25 protein-coding genes and 1 other RNA gene are annotated in these 23,425 nt (G+C 62.7%); 16 read left to right on the top strand and 10 right to left on the bottom strand.

Annotation, left to right across the window (positions count from 1 at the left end; translation table 11 throughout):
• Positions 1-40 precede the first annotated feature (40 nt).
• Both HB634_RS07930 and HB634_RS07925 read right to left on the bottom strand, forming a co-directional pair.
• A complete protein-coding gene (locus HB634_RS07930; protein ID WP_213948218.1) occupies positions 41-1,255 on the bottom strand; it encodes an MFS transporter in 1,215 nt (404 codons plus the stop codon).
• Between the two features lie 176 nt (positions 1,256-1,431).
• A complete protein-coding gene (locus tag HB634_RS07925) occupies positions 1,432-2,967 on the bottom strand; it encodes a cryptochrome/photolyase family protein (protein ID WP_213948217.1) in 1,536 nt (511 codons plus the stop codon).
• 122 nt (positions 2,968-3,089) lie between these two features.
• Here HB634_RS07925 and HB634_RS07920 point away from each other — a divergent pair, with 122 nt between their 5' ends.
• Positions 3,090-4,004 (top strand): alpha/beta fold hydrolase, encoded by a 915-nt coding sequence (locus tag HB634_RS07920; protein ID WP_213948216.1) that lies wholly within the window; start codon positions 3,090-3,092, stop codon positions 4,002-4,004.
• Between the two features lie 16 nt (positions 4,005-4,020).
• Here HB634_RS07920 and HB634_RS07915 read toward each other — a convergent pair whose 3' ends face one another.
• A complete protein-coding gene (locus HB634_RS07915) occupies positions 4,021-4,293 on the bottom strand; it encodes a hypothetical protein (RefSeq protein WP_213948215.1) in 273 nt (90 codons plus the stop codon).
• Positions 4,294-4,398: 105 nt separating this feature from the next.
• On the opposite strand from HB634_RS07915, the gene HB634_RS07910 reads away from it, so the two are divergent.
• From HB634_RS07910 to HB634_RS07895, 4 genes are all read left to right on the top strand, one after another.
• Positions 4,399-4,899, top strand: coding sequence for a MarR family transcriptional regulator (locus tag HB634_RS07910; RefSeq protein ID WP_082878927.1), 501 nt, complete (start codon positions 4,399-4,401; stop codon positions 4,897-4,899).
• Positions 4,896-6,410, top strand: a complete 1,515-nt coding sequence (locus HB634_RS07905; protein ID WP_063570966.1) for a DHA2 family efflux MFS transporter permease subunit — start codon at positions 4,896-4,898, stop codon at positions 6,408-6,410. The genes HB634_RS07910 and HB634_RS07905 overlap by 4 nt, the downstream gene beginning before the upstream one ends.
• 118 nt (positions 6,411-6,528) lie before the next feature.
• Positions 6,529-6,960, top strand: coding sequence for a cupin domain-containing protein (locus tag HB634_RS07900; RefSeq protein WP_213948214.1), 432 nt, complete (start codon positions 6,529-6,531; stop codon positions 6,958-6,960).
• 2 nt (positions 6,961-6,962) lie between these two features.
• Entirely contained in the window at positions 6,963-7,604 is a 642-nt protein-coding gene (locus HB634_RS07895; RefSeq protein ID WP_213948213.1) for an HD domain-containing protein, read from the top strand.
• A gap of 11 nt (positions 7,605-7,615) precedes the next feature.
• Here the strand turns inward: HB634_RS07895 and HB634_RS07890 are convergent, their stop codons facing one another.
• Positions 7,616-8,581: an MBL fold metallo-hydrolase gene (locus HB634_RS07890; RefSeq protein WP_213948212.1), complete on the bottom strand. Its 966-nt coding sequence runs from the start codon at positions 8,579-8,581 to the stop codon at positions 7,616-7,618.
• A gap of 120 nt (positions 8,582-8,701) precedes the next feature.
• Between HB634_RS07890 and cynR the strand changes: the two genes are divergently transcribed.
• The 3 genes from cynR to HB634_RS07875 all read left to right on the top strand — a co-directional run bounded on the left by cynR (position 8,702) and on the right by HB634_RS07875 (position 11,200).
• Positions 8,702-9,592, top strand: coding sequence for a transcriptional regulator CynR (gene cynR / locus HB634_RS07885; RefSeq protein ID WP_213948211.1), 891 nt, complete (start codon positions 8,702-8,704; stop codon positions 9,590-9,592).
• A 134-nt stretch (positions 9,593-9,726) separates the two neighbouring features.
• The gene (locus HB634_RS07880) at positions 9,727-10,650 is read left to right on the top strand and encodes an MASE1 domain-containing protein (protein ID WP_213948210.1); all 924 of its coding nucleotides are present in this window, start codon (positions 9,727-9,729) and stop codon (positions 10,648-10,650) included.
• Positions 10,651-10,759: 109 nt separating this feature from the next.
• Positions 10,760-11,200: a hypothetical protein gene (locus HB634_RS07875; protein WP_255548446.1), complete on the top strand. Its 441-nt coding sequence runs from the start codon at positions 10,760-10,762 to the stop codon at positions 11,198-11,200.
• 21 nt (positions 11,201-11,221) lie between these two features.
• Here the strand turns inward: HB634_RS07875 and HB634_RS07870 are convergent, their stop codons facing one another.
• Positions 11,222-12,166: an MASE1 domain-containing protein gene (locus HB634_RS07870; protein WP_213948209.1), complete on the bottom strand. Its 945-nt coding sequence runs from the start codon at positions 12,164-12,166 to the stop codon at positions 11,222-11,224.
• Positions 12,167-12,390: 224 nt separating this feature from the next.
• Between HB634_RS07870 and HB634_RS07865 the strand changes: the two genes are divergently transcribed.
• Positions 12,391-13,068: a hemolysin III family protein gene (locus HB634_RS07865; protein ID WP_213948208.1), complete on the top strand. Its 678-nt coding sequence runs from the start codon at positions 12,391-12,393 to the stop codon at positions 13,066-13,068.
• On the opposite strand, the gene HB634_RS07860 is transcribed toward HB634_RS07865, so the two are convergent.
• Positions 13,069-14,055 carry a phytanoyl-CoA dioxygenase family protein gene (locus HB634_RS07860; protein WP_213948207.1) on the bottom strand — a complete coding sequence of 329 codons (987 nt, stop codon included), beginning with the start codon at positions 14,053-14,055 and terminating at the stop codon, positions 13,069-13,071. It abuts the gene before it with no gap.
• Between the two features lie 121 nt (positions 14,056-14,176).
• Here HB634_RS07860 and HB634_RS07855 point away from each other — a divergent pair, with 121 nt between their 5' ends.
• Genes HB634_RS07855 through HB634_RS07845 form a run of 3 tightly spaced genes read left to right on the top strand, consistent with a single transcriptional unit; the run spans position 14,177 to position 17,210 of the window.
• Positions 14,177-14,620 carry a hypothetical protein gene (locus HB634_RS07855; protein ID WP_213948206.1) on the top strand — a complete coding sequence of 148 codons (444 nt, stop codon included), beginning with the start codon at positions 14,177-14,179 and terminating at the stop codon, positions 14,618-14,620.
• Between the two features lie 25 nt (positions 14,621-14,645).
• Complete coding sequence (locus HB634_RS07850; RefSeq protein ID WP_213948205.1) at positions 14,646-16,139, top strand: ATPase domain-containing protein; 1,494 nt, start codon at positions 14,646-14,648, stop codon at positions 16,137-16,139.
• Between the two features lie 21 nt (positions 16,140-16,160).
• Positions 16,161-17,210, top strand: coding sequence for a HAMP domain-containing sensor histidine kinase (locus HB634_RS07845; protein WP_213948204.1), 1,050 nt, complete (start codon positions 16,161-16,163; stop codon positions 17,208-17,210).
• A gap of 806 nt (positions 17,211-18,016) precedes the next feature.
• Here HB634_RS07845 and ssrA read toward each other — a convergent pair.
• Positions 18,017-18,412, bottom strand: a transfer-messenger RNA (tmRNA) gene (gene ssrA, locus HB634_RS07840).
• An 81-nt stretch (positions 18,413-18,493) separates the two neighbouring features.
• Positions 18,494-18,994, bottom strand: coding sequence for an SsrA-binding protein SmpB (smpB, locus tag HB634_RS07835; RefSeq protein WP_046965872.1), 501 nt, complete (start codon positions 18,992-18,994; stop codon positions 18,494-18,496).
• An 80-nt stretch (positions 18,995-19,074) separates the two neighbouring features.
• Between smpB and HB634_RS07830 the strand changes: the two genes are divergently transcribed.
• Positions 19,075-19,503 carry a type II toxin-antitoxin system RatA family toxin gene (locus HB634_RS07830; RefSeq protein ID WP_063571396.1) on the top strand — a complete coding sequence of 143 codons (429 nt, stop codon included), beginning with the start codon at positions 19,075-19,077 and terminating at the stop codon, positions 19,501-19,503.
• Positions 19,496-19,774, top strand: a complete 279-nt coding sequence (locus tag HB634_RS07825) for an RnfH family protein (RefSeq protein WP_197478235.1) — start codon at positions 19,496-19,498, stop codon at positions 19,772-19,774. The genes HB634_RS07830 and HB634_RS07825 overlap by 8 nt, the downstream gene beginning before the upstream one ends.
• An 8-nt stretch (positions 19,775-19,782) precedes the next feature.
• Here the strand turns inward: HB634_RS07825 and bamE are convergent, their stop codons facing one another.
• Positions 19,783-20,253 carry an outer membrane protein assembly factor BamE gene (bamE, locus tag HB634_RS07820; RefSeq protein ID WP_063571397.1) on the bottom strand — a complete coding sequence of 157 codons (471 nt, stop codon included), beginning with the start codon at positions 20,251-20,253 and terminating at the stop codon, positions 19,783-19,785.
• A 72-nt stretch (positions 20,254-20,325) separates the two neighbouring features.
• Between bamE and fur the strand changes: the two genes are divergently transcribed.
• Positions 20,326-20,739, top strand: a complete 414-nt coding sequence (gene fur / locus HB634_RS07815; RefSeq protein ID WP_046965876.1) for a ferric iron uptake transcriptional regulator — start codon at positions 20,326-20,328, stop codon at positions 20,737-20,739.
• 314 nt (positions 20,740-21,053) lie between these two features.
• Here fur and HB634_RS07810 read toward each other — a convergent pair whose 3' ends face one another.
• Entirely contained in the window at positions 21,054-22,673 is a 1,620-nt protein-coding gene (locus HB634_RS07810) for an MASE1 domain-containing protein (RefSeq protein ID WP_213948203.1), read from the bottom strand.
• Between the two features lie 87 nt (positions 22,674-22,760).
• Between HB634_RS07810 and HB634_RS07805 the strand changes: the two genes are divergently transcribed.
• Entirely contained in the window at positions 22,761-23,390 is a 630-nt protein-coding gene (locus HB634_RS07805; RefSeq protein ID WP_063572096.1) for a response regulator transcription factor, read from the top strand.
• Positions 23,391-23,425: the final 35 nt, after the last annotated feature.

The following is a 23,425-nucleotide window of genomic DNA, read 5'->3' as shown; positions in this document are numbered from 1 at the left end:
TCAACGGATGAACGGCTCGCCGATGAATCGGCGATGGGTGCTACGAAACAGGCTCGGTTGGAGCCGATTCATCGGCGATGGGTGCTCGCGACAACGCCGAAGCCAGGCCCAGCGCTGCGGCTCCCACCAACGGAATACCGATAACCCAGGGCAAGGTGGCCGCTACCGAGAACAGCATCGTTCCGCTAGCCGGCCCCACGGTGTCTTTCAGATCGTTCGCCACCGACACGGCAGCCATGTACGTCGCCCGCGTCTTCGGTGCTGCCAGTTCGTTCACTGCTGAAGGAATCAGCGGCCCACAGAAGATGTCGGCCATCGAGAAGCACGCCATCGCCGCGACAAGCGCAACCAGGCTCGGCGAGGCCAAAAGGACGCCAAAGGCCACGATCAGTATCGCCGCGCTGGCGAGCACCAGTACGCGTGCACTGATTTGAGCGGTGAGCCGCGTGACGGGGATCTGAAAGAATGACGTAAGCACGGCGCCGAAGGTAAAGAGCAAGCCGACGCCCGAAGGCGTCAGCGTCCCCGCGGCATGCACGCTGAGCGGCAGGACCGTTTCGACCCAGCTTCCCGAAACCTCCAGCAACATGAAGCACAGCAGCAAGCCGCCGAGACGGCGATCGCGAAGTGCGGGCAACAAGGCCGAGAAGCCTTCCTCGTCATCGTCTTCCTCCCCGGCGGTGCCGACGTGGCGAGTCTCGGGTAGCAAGCATGTCACCAGCGCAGCGGCCATCAGGAGCGCCACGGCGGAGCCGACGAATACCGTGCTCAACGACCTCAACACGAGAAGCGCACCAAGGGCCGGCCCGATGGCACGCCCGACACTGGAGAGCACACGCGCCACGGCAAAGTAATGGCGTGTCTCGTCCTGCGGCACCACATCGCCGATCACGGTGAAGGCCGTCGGATGCAGCACGCTTTCGAAGACGCCAATCAGCAGAAGCACGGCAGCCGTCGCAATGACGCCGTGGCAGAACGACAACAGCAGGAATCCGCCGCCAACGCCCAGGGTGGAAGCAAGCAGGACAGGTCGTCGACCCAGGCGATCCGCGATACCGCCAAGAAGCGGTGTGGCAAGCAGTTCGCCACCGGCGTAACAGCCGAAAAGGACGCCAATCCATGCCGTCGGCACGCCCGCGTCTTTCTGTGCCCACAGGGCAAAGAAAGGCAGCATCACGCCGTCGCCAATACTGATGAAAAGGAAGAGCAGGGCGGCGATGTACGCCGGTTTCCTGAAAAAGGTAAGCAGGTTCACGTTATCAACTCCACGCAGCGACCAGCCGCCACGAGGGCAACTGGACAGGATGCGCGTTGGTTGACGTAAACGCTTACGGTCGCCTGCGGTGGCGACGGCGCGACATTAGCAGCGGCAGGAGCGTCTGCCAAGCATCCGTCATGGAAGACTCGCGGGAAGTGGCACCGAGCGAAGCCTCAGCGCGTCGCCCATTGCGCACGCAGGCGGCGGGCCTGCTCCTGGATTGCCTCGGTCTGGTCCGCCGATAAGCGCTCCAGCGAGCGCCACTGAAGGGCTGCACGCGGGTGATGCCAGAAGCGGGCACGATGACGCTCGAGGAAATCCCAGTACAACGTCGTGAACGGGCACGCAGCGTCGCCCACAGCGTCGCCAGGCTTGTATCGGCACCCCGTGCAGTAGTTGCTCATGCGGTCGATATACCGGCCCGAGGCGGCGTAAGGCTTCGAGACCATGCGGCCGCCATCGGCGAACTGACTCATGCCAAGGGTGTTGGGAGCCTCGACCCATTCGACGGCATCGACATAGATCGCGAGGTACCACTCGTGGATCAGCGTTGGCGTCACCCCAAGCAGCAGGGCGAAGTTGCCGGTCACCATCAAGCGCTGGATATGGTGCGCATAACCTGTCCGAAGCGTCTGGCCGATGACTTCCTTCATGCAGTTCATGTCGGTGTCACCCGTCCAGTAGAAATCCGGCAGGGCGGCGTCGGCATGAAGCGCGTTCGAACCAAGAAGTCGTTCGGGAGCGAGCCAGTAAACACCGCGCACGAATTCGCGCCAACCCAGAATCTGGCGGATGAATCCTTCGATAGAGGACAAGCTGACCTTGCCTTCCTTAAAGCGTTCCAGCGCGCCCTCAATCACTTCCATCGGTGACAGAAGCCGCAGGTTCATACACGTCGACAGACGTGCATGGTAAAGCCACGTCTCCCCGGTCCACATGGCGTCCTGCCAGTGACCAAAAGCGGGCAAGCGCTTGTCAAGAAAGTCGAGGAGCGCGTCCTGCGCCTGATCGCGCGTGACCGGCCAGTCGAACGCACCCAGCTCGCCTGGATGAGCGGGAAACGTGGAGGCGACATCGTCGATGGCTTCCTGCGTCATGGCATCGGGCGCGAAGGCCAGCGGGCGCGGCACCCAGCCCGGACCTTGCCGGCCAAAGCTGCCCCGGTTGTCTGAATCGTAGTTCCACTTGCCGCCGACGGGTTGGCCGTTGTCATCAAGCAGGATGGCGTGGCGCTGACGCATCCAGCGGTAGAACAGCTCCATGCGAAGCTGTGTCTTGCCTTTGGCCCATTGGCCGAAATCATCGGTGGATACGAGAAAGTGCCGGTCCGGGCGTTCGACATAGTCCACGCCACACGCCTTCGCGACAGCCTTGATGCCTTCGCGCAGACGATGTTCGCCGGGACGGACCATGACCAGGCGGCGGGGCTTGAGGTCCTGGAGTTGCGATGCCAGGAGCTCGACAAGGTCGTCGGGGCCGGCGTCGGCGAGTCGCGTATACGTCAGGGGGACCTCGTCGGCGTCGAGCCCGGCCGCAAAATGGCGCATGGCGGCCAGGAAAAGCGCGCTCCTGGCCTTGTGCGACCACACGTGTTCGGACTCGCCTTTACGCTCGGCCATCCACACACGGTCGGCGGCGGGATCGAAGTCATCAAAGGCCGACGAGTCCCTGTTGAGCTGGTCGCCAAGGACGACAACGAGATGGCGCATGGCGTGTTGCCGGCTAGGACGGGGCGCCAGTGGAACAGTCGGTGCGTTAACCCGGAGCGAAGCCGGGTGCCGTTGACGTACGATGCGCTCTTGGTGCCAGGAATCTCAATCGAGGGAATAAAATGAAGGTTCATTCGACGGCGTTTTCGCGGTTCTCGACGTACGTGCTGCTGTCTCTGGTCATGGCATCTGCGCACGCCGCCCCTTTCGATGATCGTCTGCTTTCCAAGTTGGAAGCACCGGCAAAGGCGTCGATGGAAACCATGCAGATTCCCAGCCATGGTTCGCCGATGAATGCGTTGGTTTACGTGGCGGCAGGTGCCGGCCCGCATCCTGTCGTGATCCTGTTGCATGGCTTTCCAGGCAACGAACGCAACCTGGATCTCGCCCAGGACATGCGCCGCGCGGGATGGGACGTTCTGTTCTTCAACTACCGTGGGTCGTGGGGAACGCCGGGGGATTTCTCCTTCTCGCACAGCATCGAGGACGTGGCGGCCGCGATCGCCTACCTGCGTCAACCCGAAACGGCGAAACGACTGCGGCTGGATCCTTCACGCATCGTGCTGGTCGGTCACAGCATGGGTGGCTTCATGGCCGTGCAGGCCGCTGCCGCTGACCCGGCTATCAAGGGCATAGCGATGATTTCTGCAGCTGACCTGGCAGGCCGGTTCGGCGAGATGCAGGCGAAGGAGCAGGGCTCGCGGACCCAGGCGGTCACGAAGATGGGCGCGGCATTGGCGGAGGAAGGACTGGCGCCGCTCAACGGATGCACCCCCGAAAGCCTGGCGACGGATCTGGCTGACCACGCGACAACATGGGCGTTTCAATCCATGGTCGGGCCGCTCAAGAACCGGCCGGCGTTCGTGATCACGTCGGACGATGGCTTGGCCCCTGCCGACGATGCGTTTGCGAATGCCCTTCGCAAAGCGGGCGACAAGCAGGTGACGACACTCCACCTGCCGACCGACCACGCGTATTCCGACCAGCGGACCGAACTCTCTCACGCCCTGCTGCAGTGGCTGGCTACGTTCAAATGAAAGAGGGAGAGGGCAGCTAGTGTCGGACGTCGAGTGTGTCGCAGAGCCGCAGCATCGCGCGGCCGATGCCGCGCTTCGGCAGGCGTTCGTCGGGCGGCAGCATGACGACCACCATCAGGGCGGCTTTCTCGACATCTTCTAGGCCAAGCTCAGAGGCCTGGCTGCGTAGGAGGTAGGCGCGAAATCGCGCTTCCTCCATATCGCCTTCGATCATCGCCTGACCGATGGCAGTCGCATCCAGCGCCAGGCGGTGGCGGCTGAGAACGGTTTCTTTATCGACGGTGGCCATGGAACGAGCATAGGCGCGAGGGTGCGAAGGCGGCATCAGCCTTGCGTCGTATGCACTTATACTTGCGACCTTGCAACTATTGCTTAAAGGCGTAATATTGCGCCCATGCACAAGCTACCTCCAGACACGCATCCCCTCGCCGCCGAGCTCATGGGCGTCCTCATGCCCATCATCAAGGACAGTCAGGCCGGTGTGGCCGCCGTCATGGCCGGTTTTGACCTGACCTTCTCGCAGCTGCGCATGCTGTGGATCCTCGATAACTCGGGCTCGGACCTCGCGGTGAACGAGCTGGCCGAGACGGTTTCCCTGTCGCTGCCAGCAGCCGGTCGGGCCGTAGACGGCATGGTCCGCCTGGGTCTGCTGACGCGAAGGGAGGACGACGCGGACCGACGCATCAAGCGCATCGGTCTCGCCCAGCCGGGCCGCGAGGCGCTCGAGAAGATCGGTCGCGCTCGTGGCCGATCCGCAGATCGCTTTGTCCAGGCGCTCTCCGACGAAGAGCGGACCGCCCTGGCTGGTGCCTTGGCCACCCTTGGTGCGCTCACCCGCAAGCATTTCTCTACGCCCCCCGGCTCCTCTTACTGCTCCCCGGAAAAACCCGAATGAACGCCCCCGCCAAAACCGATGCGCCGCCGGCGCTCGACCGCCGGTTGCTGAGCATCGCTTCCGTCGTCGTGCTCGGCAGCTTCATGTCGATTCTCGACACCACCATCGTCAACGTCGCTATCCGCGAGTTGTCGCACTCGTTCGGCACATCGCTGTCGGTCACGCAGTGGATTTCCACCGGCTATATGCTGGCGCTTGCCACGGTGATCCCGCTGACCGGCTGGGCGGCCGATCGCTTCGGTACCAAGCGCCTGTACATCGGTTCCATCGCGCTGTTCGTGCTCGGCTCCGTGCTATGCGGCCTCGCATGGTCGGCGACATCGCTGATCGTCTTTCGCGTGCTGCAAGGCTTCGGTGGCGGCATGATCATGCCTGCTGGCATGACCATTCTTTCCCACGCCGCAGGACGCGAGCGCATGGGGCGCGTCATGGGACTGGTCGGCATCCCGATGCTGGTCGCGCCGATCGTCGGTCCCATTTTGGGTGGCTGGTTCGTCGACGATCTCTCGTGGCGCTGGATCTTCTTCGTCAATCTCCCGATCGGCGTGATCGCTTTGTTCGCGGCGTCGCGTTTCCTGGACCGCGATGAGCCCAAGCCACATCATGGACTCGACTGGCGTGGCCTGTTGATGCTGTCGCCGGGCCTGGCCATCTTCGTCTATGGGCTGGCGGAGACCGCGGCGGGTGGAGGCTTCACCCGGCCCGATGCCGTAGGCGGTGTATTGCTTGGCCTGGCGTTGGTCATCGGCTTCGTGTGGCATGCACGTCGCAAGGAAGGTGCCTTGATCGACGTGCGCCTGTTCGGCACGCGTGTCGTCGGTGCCGCGGCTTCCACGTCGTTCTTCTTCGGCACGGCGTTCTTTGGTACCGCGCTGTTGCTGCCGCTGTATTTCCAGTTGGTGCGCGGTGAGTCGGCGTTGCACGCCGGCCTGCTGATGGCGGCGCAGGGCATCGGCGCGATGATCTCTATGCCGATTGCGGCACGCCTGACTGACAAGACGGGTCCTGGTCGCATCGTGCTCGTCGGTCTCTGCATGACGGGCCTCGGTCTCCTGGGACTCACCCAGATCCAGAGTGACACGCCGATGTGGATGGTCGAGGGCATGCTGTTCCTGCTCGGCATCGGCATGGGTTCGACGATGATGCCGTCGATGACGGCGGCATTGAGCAGCCTGCAGCGCCACGAGATCGCTCGCGTCACCAGTGGCATGAACGTGGTGCAGCGCGTGGGTGGCTCGGTCGGCACGGCCTTGCTTGCCGTTGTGCTGTCGCACCAGATCGCCAGCGTGATGCCTTCGACCGGTGTGCCGGAGTCCGGCCTTGCCGTTGCCCGCGCCATGACGCCCGCGATGCATACGGCGATCCTGCCAGCGCTCGGCCGCGCGTTCGGCCACACCTTCGTGTGGGCTCTGGGCGTGGTCGTGCTGGGCCTCATCGCCGCGAGCTTCCTGCCGCGCAAGCGTGCGGTGCATAACACTGAGCAGGCGGCTGCGGCGACGTTGGTGGATTAGGGCCATCTGACCCGCCACGTCGACGTCCGGATCGATGGTGCATTGAAAGGCGACGTTTTTGGTCCTTTTCGATGCACCTCGGCACGGCGCAAGATGGTTGCTCCAAGAGGAGTAATCCATGATGACGAAAATCCTTCTTCCCGCCCTGTTTGCCGTTGCTTCGCTGGCTTCCGTGGCGCCGACCAGCGCCCACTCGCCGGGCGATTCGGTCAAGCCGAATTTCTCGCATGTCATTCCCAATATCCCCGGCAAGTCGCTGGTTGCCGTCGAGGTGTCCTATCCTCCGGGCGGCGCTTCGCAACCACATACCCATGCAAAGTCGGCCTTCATCTACGCCTACGTCGTATCGGGCGCCATCGAAAGCCAGGTGAATGACCAGCCCGCGCACGTCTACACGGCGGGGCAGGCGTTCTACGAAGAGCCCGGTGCGCAGCATCGAATCAGCCGCAACGCCAGCAAGACCGAGCCGGCGAAATTGCTCGCCGTGTTCGTCGTCGATACGGACGACACCGCGCTGACCACGCCGCAGAACGCGGGAAAAGGCCAGTAAGCATGGCAACCACGATCCTCGGGATAACGCTTCCCGACAGCGCTATCGCCCGCGAAGCCACGCAGCTGCTTCGCGACACGGCCAGCGACCTGCTGTTCCAGCACTCGATGCGGGTCTATCTCTGGGGCGCTCTGTTCGCAGAGCACAAGGGCCTGAGCTTCGATCCAGAACTGCTGTACACCGGCGCGATGTTCCACGACCTCGGGCTGACCGAAGGCTTCCACAGCAGCGCGCTTCGTTTCGAAGTGGATGGAGCGAATGCCGCGCGCGATTTCATGCGTCGTCATGGCATCGCCGAAACGGACATCCATAAAGTCTGGACCGCCATCGCCCTCCACACGACGCCCGGGATCCCGGAATTCCTGCATCCGGAAGCATCCTTGCTTCATGTGGCAGCGGGCATGGATGTGGCGGGGCGCTCATACGACCAGATCACCGACGAAGAGCGCGAGGCGGTAGTGGCGGCTTTTCCCCGTGATGATCGCTTCAAGGAGCACATCATCGATACCTTCTATGAGGGGTTGAAGCGTCGACCCGCCACGACGTTCGGCACGTTCAACGACGATTTTATCGCTGCGAGAGAGCCTGCGTTCCAGCGAGTGGACATCTGCAGCGTGATCCGTCACTCGCCCTGGGCGCATTGACCGAGCGTTACTCACAAGCCCGCATAGACTAGCTTGACGAAGTGATCCTGCCCGATCACGAAACCACCCCAGCGGGCGTCGAAGGCGGCAGCGGGTTTGGCGGCAAGGATGTCGTCCAGCGACTTTCCCTGCTGCTTCAGCGCGCGAACGTTATTGCGTACCGCGATAAGCATGTCGCGGAAGGCGATCAGGTCGGCGCGGCTCCCGACCGGACCATGGCCCGGCACGACGATGGTCTTGTCCGTGGTCCGGTCGATGGCGCTGTTGGCCCATTTGATGGCGCTGTCGATGTTGCCGCCGTCCTCGTTGTCGATATACGGAAAGTGGCCGTTCCAGAACGTGTCGCCTAGGACCAGGGTGTCCGCTTTGACGAAGTAGACCCAGAGGTCGCCATCGGTGTGCCCGGCGCCCAGGTTCTCTACCTCGATACGTGTTCCATCGAAGTCGAAGGTCTTCTCGTCATCCACGAGAAGCGTCGGCCGCGCGCCGGCAGGGACGGGATGGAAGGTCCAGTTCCATTCGTTGACGTGCGTCGTCTCGGTGAGGTGCTTGAACGTATTCCTCTGGGCGACGATGGTCGCACCCGATGCATGCAGCCATGCATTGCCGTCGGTGTGATCCCAGTGCCAATGGGTGTTGACCACGTACTTGACCGGGGTAGGGCCGAGTTGCTTCAACGCCACCTGCAATTTGGCCCTCGACGGGCTGATGCCCGCATCGACCAGGAACTTGCCGTCGGGTCCGGAGAGAACGGTGATGTTGCCGCCTGATCCAAGCACCACGGTGATGCCATCGCGCTGGGGTTCGATGTCGAGCGCGGTCTGTGCGCGAACCAGGTAGCGCGCGCCCGCGCCGGTGTGGAAGTAGTCGTCCGGTGACGACCCATTGGCAAAACTTATGGTGGAAATCGCCAAGGCGCCAGTCAGGACGGCAAGCGACAACATCCACCGGCGATGCGACGTGCGTAGCGTTTTCATGGTTGGGTTCTTCCGGGACACGGTAGGTTTGATGACGCGATAGAATCCACCTGCGTGCCCCATGACGTCCAAGACCGGTTCGCTATCCGGACCATAAGCACCACCTATCGTTGAGGCGTCATGCTGCTGCGACACATTCGCTACTTCCTTGCGGTCACGGAGCACCGGAACTTCACGCGCGCCGCGGAGGCGCTGCATGTTTCGCAACCGACGTTGTCGCAGCAGATGAGGCAACTGGAAGACGCCCTTGGGGCGCAGCTCCTTGATCGGTCCGGACGCACCGTCCGGCTAACGGATGCGGGCAGGGCCTATGCGGAATACGCGCGCCGCGCCATGCAGGATCTTGATGCCGGCAAGCGAGCCATTCATGACGCGCAGGACCTGACTCGCGGCAATCTCAGGTTGGCCATGACGCCGACCTTCACCGCCTATCTGATGGGCCCGCTGGTGGCACGCTTCAACGCGACCTATCCCGGCATCGATCTCAGCGTCTCGGAAATGAACCAGGACCGCATCGAGACCCTGCTTGCGCAAGACGATCTCGACATCGGCATCGGCTTCATGGGTGCGCGGTCGGCGGACATCGAGAGTCAGGCCTGGTTTGTCGAAACACTCGCCTTGGTGGTGGGTAAGAAGCACCCGTATGCCACCCGGCGGCGGGCGCTCTCCCTTCGTGAGTTCGAAAGTGAGCCGCGCGTGCTGTTGAGTGGTGACTTCGCAACGCGAGGTCATATCGACCGTCACTGCCACGACCAGGGAATCAATCCTCGTACCGCGATCGAAGCCAATTCGGTCAGTGGCATCATCGAGATCGTCCAGCACAGCGACAGGCTCGCTACCGTGCTGCCGGAGGCAGTCGCCCACCATCACGATGGACTTTGCCCCGTGAAGTTGCGCGATGCCATGGCCCAGCGCACCGTGGCCTTGCTTCAACGGAAGGGCGCGTATCGCACTGCCGCGTGTCGGGCCTTTGTGGCCATGGCATCGACGTGGAAGCCGCCCAAGCGATAACCGCCCGAAGAAGGGCGATCAGCATGCATTTTCGGCAGTGGCTTTCCCTTTGACGGTTAAGCCGCGGTTTCCGCCTGCCATCGAGGCCGGACCATGGCATCCTCCGACATCCAGACAATACGTCGGGGAAATGAGTGAACGGAAGCAGCGCGCGATGGACCGCCTGGGGACAGCACTTTGCGATCGCGGCAGCCTACGCGGGCTGCTACGAGGTTGCTCGTCATATGAACTTCTCCGACTGGACGTTAACGGCGGGCCTTCGCCTGGCCTGCCTACTTCTCGTGCCGGTCAAATACTGGCCGGCGCTTGCGGTGGGTGAAACCGTTCCGCTCGTGGTCAATGCATTGTTCTGCATGTCGACGTTAGGCGGTCCCTGGGCTCTCTCGGCCTCCGTGCCGATGATTGTTCTTTTCATGGGATGCGTGAAACCCGTTTTGCAGCGTTGGCCGTTGCGCGGAGAGGACGGAAGGGTGCGGATGCCCGTCGTCATCGTCGTGGCGTTTGGGTGTGCAACCATCACAGCCGTGTCCACGTCGGTCACACTCGCCACCGCGCTGTCGTATGCGCCGATGGCGTGGCCCGGCATCTCGGTAGGGACCTGTTTCTGGGTGTATTTGTTAGGCGCTTACCTCATCGCGCTGACCCTGCCTCCCGCCATCCTTACGCTGCATGAGCGATCACAGGCACTCAAGCGACTAACGTGGCGGGTGGTGTGGCGCAGTGGTCTCTTGCGTGATGCTGCGTTGTGGGCGTTTCCAGGCCTGGTTATCTCTGCGTGGCTGGCGCATGTCGCACCAGACAGCACCATCCGTCAGCTTGCCCGCATGGCCATGTTGCTTCCTGTCCTCGGACTCGCCTTCCGGCACGGATGGCATGGCAGCGCGATCGGCGGTTTCGGCGCAAGCATCGCCCTTGCCGTCACCGGGACCGTCTCGTTCGACCCAGCGATGATCGAGAGTCAGGTGGTTCTTGCCCTGTTTATCTCGGGAATCCTGCTCGCGGGTACCCGCGCTCCGTTCATGGCCATCCGGGCGGTAAGCACGCCGGGAGATGGGTAGCTGAAAAGCCCGTGTGCATTTTCGGCCGCACCATGCAGAGAGCACAGGCGATGGGAATGAAAGCTCCGCTACGCTTGCGTCTCCCATAACGCGAACAACGGAGTCCTGTATGCGTTCAATCAATCACCGTGCCTTGCTGTCCCTTGCGCTGCTGTTTGGATGTGGAACAGCTGCGGCCACCATGCCTTCGGGGACAGGGCTGGGTCAATCATGGCCCAATGCCGCCGACCTCAGTGCGAGCCCGAACTTCCATGCTTATCGCTTTGAGAAGCAGGGCGTGCGCTACGTCCAGATCAATGACGCGAACGGCAACGTGCGTGGTGCGGTCGCCTACATCGATGGTCAGGTGCTGGATTTACCCATCGGGGTGGACGCCAGTCACTGGGTTGTCGCCACGGACCCGGCTGCTCCGGTTACGGGGGAAACGGTTTACCAGGACCAGAGCATGACGGTCCACGCGGCGCCGCAGTCCGACGGTACGGTGCGGCTGTTGCTGGCCCCGGGCAACTGCAACGGTAATCCTGCGGATTGCTCGATGAAAGGCCCCTGACAGCACGGGGCATTGATCCGATCAGAGGCGCTCGGGCAGAACAGCCCGGGCGCCTTTGTTCCGGGCACCCCACAGCAGGCTTCCGGACAGCGCGATCGCCAGCACCAACTGGACCCGGATCATCTGGGGATCGAGAAAGTCTTTAGCGGTCATGGCCAGGGCCACACTGGCCGCCATGCCGCCTACCGCCGTGCCGTGCCACCCATGGCGCCACGCCAGGCCGAACACCGGCCAGAGCATTGCCAGCCGGGCCGCCGTGCGTAGTTCATCGTTGGGTGTGAGTACGGCTACCCACGCGAGCATCGCCAGCGCGGGAAGCACCCACCAGAGCGTGTCGCGGAGGAGGGCACTGCACCACACCGACCCCACGCTCAGGGGCGCGTCTCGCAGCGCGCGGAACCGCTCATGCAGGGCCAGAACAACCGGCGTCAGAGTCAGTGCGCCCAGGTACGCCCCGAGCAGATAGGCGAAGAAGTAGTCCCCAGGTACCACGTCGGGCCACTGGCCCGGGTTATGCCGTAATGCCAGGACGAGGCTGACGGTGGTGGACGCGGCGGTGATGATGGCCGTGACCAGGTTGGCCATCAGGATCGCCGTCATGTTCGGGCGGCCCTCGGCGTCATGAATCGGCCAGCGCGCGCACAGCGGTTTCAGCGCGGGTATCCACAGGAGCGCCATGGGCACTGCGGCCAGCAGCGCCCACTCGATCCCGAATTTCGGACCCCATGCTACGGCGTTCTCGAGCAAGGGCAGGGCTTCGCCCAGGACGATGGCCGGCCAGTAACGTGGAGGAAGGAGCAAGAGGCAGGTGAGGCGAAAGCCGCTCATCAGCATCCATTGCGGAAAGGACACGTAGCGGCAAAGTTCGTAGAAGCCGATGTAGGCCGCGGCAACGGCCATGTGCCGCCCCCAGGCTTGCCAGTGGACGGCCGTAGCGGTGAGGTCACACTCTGCGCTTCCTTTCAAACCTCTGCTCCCTTCGATGGTGAGTGTGGTTCGCGGCTATCTTTTTAAGGATGCCATGGTTCCAACCCCTTATTGGCCGGAAGCACGTCACGGTTGGGGCAGGTTTGCCGAAAATGCTTGAGGAAGGGCAAGGTGTCAGTGCGCAGGCCCCACGCAGGCGGGGCAGCATCAATTGCAATGCCACGCTGGCAAGATGACACCTTGCCTTCGATCGGGTTTTCCAGATGGCTACGGATTCAAGCGCCGCCTTGGTGCCTCACGCGCGCGTCGACGAACTGGGCAGTTGCGTCGTCCATGGGGTGGCCATAGGGCTCAGCATCGCCGGGCTCGTCGCACTGGTTGCGAAAGCGGCTGTGTACGCGGGGTCCGTTGCCGTGTTCGCCAGTGCGCTCTATGGGGCCACACTGATTTTCCTCTACACCGCGTCGACGCTTTATCACGCGCTCCAGCACCACAGCGTCCAGGGCATTCTTCGGACACTGGATCATGTGGGTATCTACTGGCTTATCGCCGGCACCTATACCCCTTTCGCACTCGTGGCGGTCCCCGGCGCATGGGGCCTTGGTCTGTTTGGTGCGGTCTGGTTGGTGGCTATTGTCGGCAGCGTGCTTGAGCTCGGTATCTTGAAGCGGTATCACCGTGCGGCCGTATTCATGTACGTCGCGATGGGGTGGGGCGCGATTGTTGCGTTTCAGCCGCTGGCAGCTCACGTTCCAAAGACCGGCCTGGTGTTGTTGGTGGCGGGGGGTGTTGCCTACACGGCGGGCGTCCCGTTCTATCTGGCAAAGCGGTTGCCGTTTCACCATTCGTTGTGGCATGTGTTCGTGCTGGCGGGCAGCATGCTGCATTACTTCGCCGTCTATCTTTATGTGTTGCCGGGGGCCGCCACGACAGGCCTGTGATCAAGACGTCCATTTGTCGGCATAGGCAAAGCGCGTCGGTCGAAGCGACATGTATTGCGCGACACGCGGACGTTGCGCGCGATTCGGACTGCTGCCATGCGGCAGCAGGTGATGCCAGATGATCATGTCGCCACGCTTGGCGGCAATCGGCTTCATGGTCAGTGTGCGGTGCGCATGCTGCTGCGCACTGACACCTGCCGGGACGGTGCTCAGCCATTGCTTCAGCGTACGATGCATGCCCGGCACGCAGCTGAATGCCCCTTGGTCCTCTTCGACATCGGCGAGATACAGGATGCCTTGCAACTCGAGGCAGTGCGGCTCGGCGAGCGTGGCATCCCAGTGCAAATGCGGGCCGGGGAACGGCCAGTCCTCGCGTTCCGGCGGGTTGAGTCCGCCCTGGTCAATGGTTACCCAGAGATCTTCGCGACCCCATAGCTGGGCATGGGCCTTGTGGATACGGGGCGCGCTTCGGTTGGCTACTAGCGCCGGGTGCCGCAGCAAGGGCACCCAGATGGAATGGCCTAGCGATTCGCGATACCAGGACTCGGAGTCGTCGGGGTTCATCCCGAGATGGTCGTAGATGGCCATCTCGGCGTTTCTCGCCGCTTCGGCGCTGATCGCCTGGCGAAGAATGACGTAGCCGTGCTCGTCCCAGTGCGCAAGGTCGTCTTTACTCAGGCCTTCGACGTGATCAAGACTGCCAACTTCAGAGCCAACCCTCTCGCCCGCCAGTGCACGCCGCAGGCGGTCCAGCGAGGCGTCCGTCAGTTCGCCGTCGTTGCGCTCGCGTATCCAGGCTTCGAATTGAGCGTAGCTCGGCTTTTCGTAGTTCAGGTAGCGCAGGGTTTCCAGCACGTTAAGACGCAAGCCGGCCAGTAGTGTTTTCTGGATGTCCTGGGGTAGCGGCGCGGCAGATCCTGGTGCGCGCTGGCAAGCCCAGTAGGTATGAAGTTCGTCGATCTCGAGACTGGTGACTGTGTCGACCATGGTGCCCCTCGCTGCTTTGATGGTGGTCAGCCGTCCAGGCCGTGGCACGGCCGAGCATTTCGGCGTGGGTCGCTTCTCGGGTTCTGCAAACCAATCGTAACGGTGAATCTCAAGACAGCGTATGGTGCGCGTCTACGTCCCAAAAATTGGGCAGGTCATTCCTGTGGTTGGTCGAGAGAGTGATCGGATAGTTGAGGCGCTCAGCCGACGCGCGGGCGACGATCCCGGCGTTGCCGACGTCGTTGAGTCCATTATTTCCATCTGGAATGAGATCGACACGACCCTGGGGCCCATACTCGGCAAGCGTGGTATTGCCATGCTCTACAAGCGGAGCACGTATCTGGCCGGCTCCGCCTACGGATGGATTCCCGGGTCTGGTACGGCAGAAGGCCTTCCGCAAGCGCTCGATCTGACGTTACTCCGGGCAGCGCTGATGGAACAGGACAAGGCCGTCGCGCTCGACGGCGGCGGCGCACTTTTTCGAACGTTCTACGAGCTGCTATCGAGCTTGGTCGGCCCCTCGTTGACGGAGCGATTGCTTCGTCCGATCTGGGACAACTGCTAAACCGATCCATGTAGGACACTCCACCATGAGCACCCGATCAACAATCACTCGCTTGGCGACCGGCGTGCCGGGCCTGGACGAGGTGCTCGGCGGAGGTTTGCCAGAGTTCTCGTTCAACCTGATCGCCGGGCCTCCGGGTTGCGGCAAGACAACGCTTGCGCACCAGATGATGTTCTCACTGGCCAAAGCGGAGCGCCCGACGCTTTACTTCACCGTGCTCGGCGAACCACCGCTCAAGATGTTGCGCTATCAGCAGCAGTTCGGGTTCTTCGACACAGAACTGGTCAACGGCTCCATCCACTTCATCAATTTGACGGACGAGACGCTCGCAGGCGATCTCGACCAGGTGCTTAAGCGCATCATCGCCGAGGTCGAGAAATACAATCCGGCCCTTATTTTCGTGGACTCATTCCGCTCCGTCGTTCTGGCAAACAGCGCGCCCGGCAACGAGCACAACAGCCTCCAGCAGTTCGTGCAACAACTGGGCATGGTGATGACCAGCTGGCAGGCGACCACCTTCCTCATTGGCGAATACTTTGCCGAGACCGACGCCAATCCCGTTTTCACGGTGGCGGACGGCCTGATCTGGCTGCGGCAGAGCGTCCAGCGCAATTCGATGGTCCGCAAGATCGAAATCATGAAGATGCGTGGGCAGCCGACGTTGCCCGGTTTGCATACCTTCCGGATCGATGACACGGGGATCAAAGTGTTCGCACCGGCTCGGGTGCTGGCCCCGGTAGACCCCGGTGTACCGACAGACGTCCCGGTTCGCCGGCTGGGCACCGGCGTGCCCAAGCTTGACGCGATGCTGGGTGGCGGCTTGCCCAGGGGCTACTCGTTGCTGGTGGCCGGTCCCTCCGGATCGGGCAAGAGCATCCTCGCCGCGGCATTCCTGGTCGAGGGCGCGAATCAGGGGGAAACCGGCGTCATCGCGGCTTTCGAGCAGATCCCCAACCGCGAGCGTTCTCCTTTACTGGCGCAACTGATTGAACAGGGCGAAGTGGGTCTCGTCGACACGCAGGCGCCGGATCTTTCGATCGACGAAATTGTTCTTCTTCTCCTTACCGAAATTCGTCGACTTGGCGCGACCCGCGTGGTCATCGATTCGCTTTCGGGTTTCGAGCTGGCCCTGGCGCCGACCTTCCGTCCCGACTTCCGCGAATCGCTGTCGCGCATGGTGTCCGCGCTCGCCGCGGAAGGTGTCACCGTGCTGATGACCTCGGAACTGGAGGACCGCTACACCGACCTGCGCTTTAGCCCTTACGGCACCGCTTTCATGACCGACGCGATCGTTGTGCAGCGTTACATTGAAGTCGATAGCCGGCTGTTGCGCGTCATGGCTGTGGTCAAGGTGCGCGCAAGCGCGCACTCGAACGAGTTGTGCGCGTACGAGATCAGCGAGGATGGCATCCACATTGGCAGCATGCTGCCGGAGCAGGAGGGACTGTTGGGTGGCCGACCCACGCGAAAATCCCTGCCGGCTTCAGGTGTTGTTCCTGACGGTTACGCTCATGAATAAGTTGCCCGCACGCTCTTTGCCATGGTGAAGGGGCAAAAACCGAAGCGTGCCGGCGTCGCCATACCCGGCGAAGACGCCCGCGTGGCCCTTGCAAAAGAAGCGGGAATCCTCGCAGCGGGAACCCATTCGGCGTTCGCAGCACGCGTGGCCCAAATGATCGCCGCCAACGAAGCGCTGGTCCTTTCCTCACTGCAATTGAGGGAAGAGGCTGACGCATCCGCCCGAGCCCTGAAGGCGCTGTCCCTGTCCGTGGGGAAAGACAACGTTGAACACGGACATCATTTCGCGCGGTTGCGCGAAGCGAACGAAAAATTGGTACTCGCTGCCCTCGACGCGCATCAATTGTTGGATGCCGCCGAACTGGCCCGGGTCAGGCATGCCGACTTTCTCGCTGTGCTTGCCCACGAGTTGCGCACGCCGTTGACGCCAATCAGCATGGCCGCGTCGATGCTCGACGAGACGCGTCTGAAAGAGCTTCCGAGGATGAGGGCGGTCATTGAGCGCCAGGTGCGGCATATCACCCGCCTGCTGGTGGATGTGCTGGAGGTCTCACGCGTCGGTGTCGGCAAGTTGCGGTTGATGAAGGAGGTCCTGGATATCGCCGACATCCTCGAGCAAGCCGTCGAAACCTGTGTGCCGGCCATGGACGCACGAAATCAGCTCCTTCATTCGAGCCTGCCGTCGACGCCCGTCGAAATACAAGGCGATCCAGTGCGCCTCGCCCAGGTCTTCATCAACCTGCTGGATAACGCCTCCAAATACACACCCCAGGGTGGCGAGATCACGCTGAGCGTGGTCAGCACCGGCAACGCGTTGACCGTCACGGTGATCGATAGCGGCATTGGCATGACGACGGATATTCTGGCCACCCTGTTCGACCCCTTCGTGCAGGATCCACAGGCGGTTGCATTCAATAGCGGTGGCCTGGGTATCGGATTGACGGTCGTACGTGAGCTGGTTGAGGCGCATGGAGGCCATGTCACGGCGACGAGCGAAGGCGTCGGGGAGGGGAGTCGATTTACAGTCTCGCTCCCGCTTCGTGACGAGCCGCAGCCAGCGGACGCGAGCTAAAGCCTGGCAGGACATCAAAAAAAGGCTCTTCGCGGATGACCGGGGTCTGCACCTCGCACCTCGCACCTCGCGCATGGCTCGCCTTCGGCTTCGCGGGCTCGGCGTTGCCATCGCTCTCTACACTTGGGCGTTTCGCGGGGAGACCTTGGTGCCCACCCTCGCTGCTCAGACACGTCCTCCGCGTTCGAAAAGGAAGGCCGCTCACGCGGCCCGTGTACCTAACTGGCCTACGGCCGCTCCACTTGTGCGGAACTCGCCTCGAGGGTGGACACCAAGGTCTCTCACGACGATACGGTTGAGTGGAAGGAGAGCCGTTGGAGTGGGTGTGGCCGCCCAAGCGGACCGTTACGGCGGTCGTGCAGATACGTCATTTCCGGCGCGGCGAGCGTTTTCCTCGCCGCTGCGCTGACTCGCGGACGATCTCAGCGCGCTGGGGTCGACCGTTTGGCGATGCCGACGAGCCAGCATCCGAAGCGGCGCTGCTTTGTCGGCTCGACCCACACGAACCTCAGGGTCCGGGAGAGTCTTCGGTGCCCACCCTCGAGGCGAGTTCCGCACAAGTGGAGCGGCCGTAGGCCAATAAGAACATGGTCCGCGCAGCGGACTTTCCGGTACGAAACGCGGAGGACGTGTCTGAGCAGCGAGGGTGGGCACCGAAGGCTCTGCGCCGCCACGTCTACACGCCGAAGGCTCTGCGCCTCACCGTCTTCGGCGTCCCCGGCATTCCGCGAAGAACCAAAAAAAAAGGCCGGAACCCTTTATTGCTCAGGATTCCGACCTTCTTGATGCGTCCGTGGACGCTTTGTTGGTGGAGATGGCGGGAGTCGAACCCGCGTCCGAAGGCGTTTAATCTCCAGATCTACATGCTTAGCTCACCGTTAGATCTCGTCCGCCAGCAGCACGGTGTGCGAAGCGCACCGACGGACATACCTGATTGATCTAGCGTCAGACCCACAGATGGAGAGTCTTTCGGCGGTCTCATGATAGTGACCCTACACCGACGAGCATGAGCACAAGATCGGTTCGGGGGTAGGGCCTTTTTTAGGGGCCGAACGCTTTAGGCGGCGAGAGCCACCGAAGCGTCATTACCGTAGTAGTTGTCATTGGCAACTATAGTTTTTGCAGCTGGTTTAACGAGGAAAGCTACCCCCTCGGCATGCACCAGTAGATCGCACTACCCCCGTCGAAACCAGAACATCCCCGGGGAAAACGTTGTGTGACTACACCTATCAGTATATGGCCGGGGCAGCCCACCCACAATGGGCGCCGCCCGTCCGTTCAGGTCAGCCCATCTTGTTGTGGGAGCGCATGACCCGCTGTTTGTCGACCGCCCACTCGCGTTCTTTCTCTGCGGTGCGCTTGTCGTGGTCCTGTTTGCCCTTGGCCAGGCCGATCTCGCACTTCACCTTGTTGTTCTTCCAGTACATCGCGGTGGGTACCAGGGTGTAGCCCTTGCGCTCGACGGCGCCGATCAGGCGGTCGATCTCCTCGCGATGGAGCAGCAGCTTGCGCGTGCGGCGATCGTTCGCGATGACGTGGGTGGAGGCGCTGATCAGGGGCGGGATCTGGGCGCCGACGAGAAAAACCTCACCGTGCTGGATGATCGCGTAGCAGCCCTCTCCGAAGTTGATCCGGCCCGCGCGCAGGGACTTCAGCTCCCAGCCTTCCAGGGCCATGCCGCATTCGAAGCGTTGGTCGATGTGATATTCGTGGCGCGCGCGCTTGTTCAGCGCAATCGTGCCGCCGCCGTCTTTTTCCGTGTCCTTCGGTTTCGCTTTTGCCATGTCCGCTAAAATCGGTCTATCGGATCCCTGATACAAGGCCGGCGGGTCCGTGAGCCGGCAAATGAGACGAGGTCAAAGCAGTGATTGAAATCCGCCGCAGTGCGATCGTGCCTTTCACGCCCGCGCAGATGTTCGACCTGGTCAACGATGTAGAAGCATACCCAAAGCGCTTCGGCTGGTGTGACGCCGCTGAAGTGCTCGAGCGGGAAGACAACGTGCTGGTGGCCCGGCTGGATCTCAAGTTCGCCGGACTGAAACAGAGTTTCACCACCCGGAACACCGCGGACCGGCCGCATAGCCTGGCCATGAAATTCGTGGAAGGCCCGTTTCGCTCGCTGGATGGGGTGTTTACCTTCCAGGCCCTGGGCGACGTGGGCTGCAAGATCGCCCTGGCATTGGACTTCGACTACGCCGGGCTGGGTGGCTCGGTGCTGAGGATGGGTTTCCAGCAACTGGCCAACCGTATGGTCGACGACTTCTGCGACGAGGCGCGTCGCCAGTATGGCTGAGCTGAGCGTCGAGGTGGCCTACGCAGGGCCGGAGGGGCAGGTCGTCCTTACCCTTGCCGTTCCGTCGGGAACTACCGCCTGGGAGGCAGTCGGCCTGGCCCGGAGCGGATTGCCGGCAGGCGTCACGCCGGACCCGGCCCGACTGGGCATCTTCGCGAAAAAGGTGACCGCGGACCATGTACTGGAGGAGGGCGACCGGGTGGAACTGTACCGGCCGCTCACACTCGATCCGATGGAAGCCAGGCGGCGCCGCGCGAAACGCGGCGCCTGAGAGCCTTCTTACTTCTTGTCGTCCGACGAGCTGCCGCCGAAGATGCCGCCGTTGTCGTCATCCTTCTTGTCGTTGGCGCTGGTGTTCTTGTCACCCTTGGTGCCATTGACCGGATCGTTCTTGTACTTCTTCGAGTCCTTCAGCAGCTGCTGGGCGTCCTGGGCGAAGAAATCGCCTTCGGTACGGACCAGAGTGTCGTTATTGAAGGTCAGCGTGAGCGTACGGGTGGTCATGGGTCCACCACGGTGGGAGAAGGTGGAGACGTAGTCCCAACGATCGTTGTCGAACGGCGAGGCCACCGAAGGGGTGCCCAGCAGCACCAGAACCTGGCGCTTGGTCAGACCCGGCTGCAGCTGTTCGACGTTTTTCTTGTCGAGCAGGTTGCCCTGCTGCACGTCGGGGGTATAGATAAGGCTGCAGCCCGCGATGGCGACCGCCATCATGGCCATACCCAGCGTGCGGCGAATGAGCTTTTGCATGCGTAGTAACGTCCGGATCGTGAAGCCTGCGATGATACACTAAGCGCCTGACGGCACCGCGAGGGGGTCTCAATGGACCAGGAAACAAAAGAACTGCGTAAAGCGGGGCTTAAAGTCACACACCCGCGCATGCGGATCCTGCAGATCTTCGAGGAGGCGGACGAGCGCCACCTTACCGCCGAAGACATCTACAAGCGTCTGCTTGCGCACCAGGAAGACATCGGGCTTGCCACGGTGTATCGGGTGCTGACCCAGTTCGAAGCTGCTGGCATCGTTATGAAGCACAACTTCGAGGGTGGGCAGGCCGTATACGAGCTGGACCGCGGCAAACATCATGACCACATGATCGATGTGGACAGCGGGAAGGTCATCGAGTTCATCAGCGAGGAGATCGAACGCCTCCAGCATGAAATCGCGGAACGCCACGGGTACGTGATCGAAGATCACAGCCTGGTGCTGTACGTGCGACCGAAGAAGAAGCGCTGAGGCGGGGTTTTCCGGCCTGGCAGGTGAGAAGGGCTCCCGAATAGGGGGCCTTTTTCTTTGTGGGGGTTCGTCAGGATCCTGGATGGCGCCCAATAAAAACGCCGCTGGCGGACTCCTGTCCACCAGCGGCTTGATCCGATGTTTCCGCGGTTCGTGAATCGCGAGTTGCTCGCGGGATCCACGGGTCACCACTTCGCATCGGCGAGGCTGACATCCTGTCGCCTCATCAGGTCGATCGTCCCCACGACCGACCTGGGCTCACCGTCTCTCGACGGCGGCTCCCCCACATCGATGACGGAATCGTAACGAACGGTTCACTGACCCGGTATCGGAAAATTTCCTATGTGAGTTCCGATACTTGTGCTGCGAAGCAACACACGAAGGTGTAGTCCGATGGGCTCGGGGCAGATACGAAAGATGCCGCCGAGGGCGGTGATGCGATCGCTCATGCCTTGTAGGCCGCGCCCACCACCGTCTGTGCGAATCGGTCGTGGCGTCGAGGGCAGGCCGGTACCGTCGTCACGAATGTCGAGGATCGCCACCGGACCGCTGTCACGCAGGCCGATACGCAATCGTAATTTCAGTTCCTTCGCACCCGAATGGCGGACCACATTGGTCGCACTTTCCTGCACGACGCGATAAATAGCGGTAAGCGTCTCGTCGTCGAGCAGCCGGGGTTCGCCCCGCAAGTCGGTCACATAGTGAATGCCGGCGGCCGTGAGCATGTCGCGTACCGGGCCTTCGTCCAGCGCCCGAAGCAGGCCGAACTCGTCGAGAACGGAGGGGCGCAGGCTGTCCAGCATCTTGTGCAGGGCGCGGCGCATGTGGCCGAGGATCCCGTTGATGGAGGCGCCGATGTCGTCGAGGCCCGCGCTGCCGAGTCGCGCCTGGGCCAGTTTGAGGTGGGTCTGGATGGCGGTGAGGTTCTGGCCCAGTTCGTCGTGAAGCTCGGCGGCCATGTGCTTGCGCAGATCCTCTTCGGCCTGGAGGTTGCCGCGGGCCGCGTCCCGTAACTGACGTGCAAGCTGGTCGAGGCGCTGGTTGGCGGCAGCCAGGTGGGTGTTTTGCTGGGCCACGCGCTCGCTGCTCCGGCGCAGGGCGTCGGTGGCGGCGCCGAGCATGAGGGTGCCCGTGCCCGCCACGGCGAGGAACAGGTGGGCAGCGGCTGTCGGGGCGCCGCGGCCGATCATGTCTTCGGTGACATTCAGGCCCACGCTGGTGATCAGCATGGCGAGGCCGGCGCCGCGCCAGCCATGGCGGAAGGCGAAGAACAGCACCGGCGCCAGCGACAACACCCGCGCGAACTGCGGCTGGGGCGAGTATTCGGCCAGGGTGATCAGGATCGCCAGCGAGGGCAGCATTACCAGCAAGCCGTCCAGGAGCAGCTCGGCGAGGGCGGACTGGGTGGGCCGTTCGCGGAAGATCAGGATCATCACCGGGACGACGAGCAGCACGCCGAGGTAATTGCCGAGCAGGTCGCTGCCGAAGGTGGTGCCGAGCATCTCCACGGGGGCGGCCGGATGCAGCGAGGCCATCATCGCGGCATTGCCGGCGGTGGCGACGGTGGCCGTGACCATGGCCGACAGCAGCAGGCGGGCGACGTCTTCCGGGGTATTCAGGCTGGCATGCAGGTGGGCGCGACGCAGCAGCCAGAGGCAGGCAGCGACCATCAGCGGCTCGGGCGCGTCGCCCAGCACGAAGCCGGCACCGCCGATCGGCAGTCCGCTACGCCACTCGCAAAACGTGCTGGCGAGGATCTCGGCGCCGAGGATCCAGAACCAGTTCCGGGTCCGCATGAGGAGTAGGGCGCCGAAGCGCAAGCCGAAGGGCAGCACCCAATAGGGCTGTTCCGTCGGCCACAGCAGGATCCAGGCCGCGGCATAGACGAGGGCAAACAGAGGGCCGGCGAACCGGGAGACGGCGTTTAGTCGCATTCCCCGAATGTTACACGGCGAACCTCAGATGACGTTGCACGGTTCCACCCATACGCACGCGTCGGGCGAGCCTGCTACATTCTGTCCATGCCAAGAATCGTCCTTGTAGATGACCACGCCATCGTTCGTGAGGGTTTCAAACGCCTCATCGAGCTGGAACCTGACCTCGACGTCGTCGCCGAGGCAAGGAACGCCGATGAGGCGGTGGACGCCGTGACCCAGCATCTTCCCGACCTCGTGGCGGTGGATCTCTCCTTGCCCGATGGCAGCGGGCTGCCGTTGATCGAGCACCTGGCGAGTATTTCGCCGGACATGAAGATCGTGGTGCTGAGCATGCACGACGGCGAGCCTTATGTTTCCGAGGCGCTGCGTCGCGGTGCCCGCGGCTATGTCACCAAGGGCGTGGCGCCCGAGGAGCTGGTCGTGGCGGTGCGCGCCGTGCTGGCGGGCGAGCAGTATCTGAGCTCGGATCTGCGTGAGCGCCGTTCCGGCCGGTCGTCGGTGGACCTCGATCCATTCAGTCGCCTGACGGCGCGCGAGCGTGAGGTCTTCCTGCTGCTAGCGGCAGGGCGGGCACCCAAGCAGGTGGCTGCGGAGCTGGGTATCGGGCAAAAGACGATCTATATCCACCGCGCGGCGGTGATGAACAAGCTCAACGCGGGGTCCGAGCTGGATCTTTATCGGATGGCGCAGGAGCGGGGGCTTATTCGCGCCTGATCGGGGTTGCCGCAACCTGGTTTTCGCCGATGAAT

It is taken from the genome of Luteibacter sp. dw_328, from assembly GCF_018449605.1.
GTDB lineage: Bacteria > Pseudomonadota > Gammaproteobacteria > Xanthomonadales > Rhodanobacteraceae > Luteibacter.
Note: the sequence above shows the minus strand (reverse complement) of the source record. Positions and strands in the feature narration are given on the sequence as shown.